The organism is Alienimonas sp. DA493, from assembly GCF_043951915.1.
Classification (GTDB): domain Bacteria; phylum Planctomycetota; class Planctomycetia; order Planctomycetales; family Planctomycetaceae; genus Alienimonas.
In genome coordinates this window covers 1-1,417 of the sequence record NZ_JBINJD010000320.1, presented here as the reverse complement: position 1 = coordinate 1,417, position 1,417 = coordinate 1, and the positions used below count along the sequence as shown (strand labels likewise).

Sequence of the window (1,417 nt, the reverse complement as noted above, 5' to 3'; positions counted from 1 at the left end):
GCGCGGGGGCGGACCTGCTGATCAACGACGGCCCGGCCGTCTACACGTACGACGGCGCCGCCACGGCGGACTTCGACGGCCACCAGGTCGGCGGCCGACCGGTCCTGCGGGGCGGGGCGGCGTGGGCCGGGGCGGACGTCCGCGGGGCGATCGACGCGATGACCCCGGGCCGGGCCGCCGCCGCCCGCGACCGGCTGGAGGGTCTGCTGCGGCAGTGGTGCTGGACCGCGGCGACCAGCCCCGCGGTCGCCGCGGCCTTCGTCGCCGCCACGTTCGTGCAGGCCGTGCTGCGCGCCCGGCCGCGGGTCGCGGTCCCCGGCCGGTCGGACTCCGGCAAGTCGACGCTGGTGGCCGAGGTGCTGGCCCCGCTGTTCCACGGGCCGAACGGCTTCGCGGTGATCGACGAGGACGTCACCGCCGCGTTCGTCCGGGACAAGGTCGGCCACGACTCCCGTCCGGTCGTGCTGGACGAGTTCGAAAACTCCGCCACCCGGGACGCGATCCTGGCCCTGTTCCGGGTCGCCACCCGCAACGGGCGGATCGGCCGCTCCTCGCCCACCGGGCGGACCCGCGAAACGGAACTGCCGGTGCTCCCGTGGGTGCTGGCGATCGAGCCGGGCGACATGGCGACCCAGGACCGGAACCGCCAGATCGACCTGAGCCTGGGCGCCCTGCCGACGAACTCCCCGGACCCGACGCTCCCGCCGGAGGGCGAGTTGCACGAGTTGCGGGTCGAGTTGATCGCCGCGGCGGTCTGGGCGGTGCGGAAAGCCGAGGAGCTGGCCCGGGCGATCCGCCGCCCGGCCCCGGACGGGGCGGACAGCCGGCTCGTGGAGCTCTTGGCCGTGCCGGCAGCCTTCGACGCCGTCCTGCGGCACGGCCGGGACGTCGCCCCCGACGTCGCCCGGGCGACGCTCGAGTCGTTCGTCGCCGACCACGCCCGCGAGGCCCCAGTCCCCACCGAGCGCCGCCTCCTGGACGACATCCTCTCCCGCCCGGTCCGCGTCGTTTACGAGGGCCGCGGTCACGAGCGGAGCGTCGGCGAGGTCGTCAGCGGCGTGCTGCGGTCCGGGACCAACGCCGACTTCAAGAAGGACGAGCGGCGGGCCCTGGAGCTGGTCGGGCTGCGGGTGATCGACACGCGGTTCGTGCGGAAGGGCGGCGGGGCGACGCTGCCGGCGGGGCTGTTCGTCAGCAACCGGGCCGGCGCCACGCTGCTGAAGGGCAGCGGGTGGGAGGGGGCCAGCCTCACCACGCTCCTGAAACGGCTGCCCGGGGCGATCGAGGAGAACCAGTCGGTCAACCGGGTCTCCGCCCGCGGGGTGTTGGTCCCGGAGGACGTGTTGGATCTCGCAATCGACGACAGCACCGAAGTCTACGTCGACGCCCCCGCCGGCGGCTCCGGAGGCGCCGACGC

Annotated in this window: 1 protein-coding gene; it reads left to right on the top strand. The window is 75.3% G+C overall.

The window, feature by feature from the left end:
* On the top strand, positions 1–1,417 hold a 1,417-nt coding region (locus ACG2DA_RS22755), incomplete at both ends, for a hypothetical protein (protein WP_395258983.1).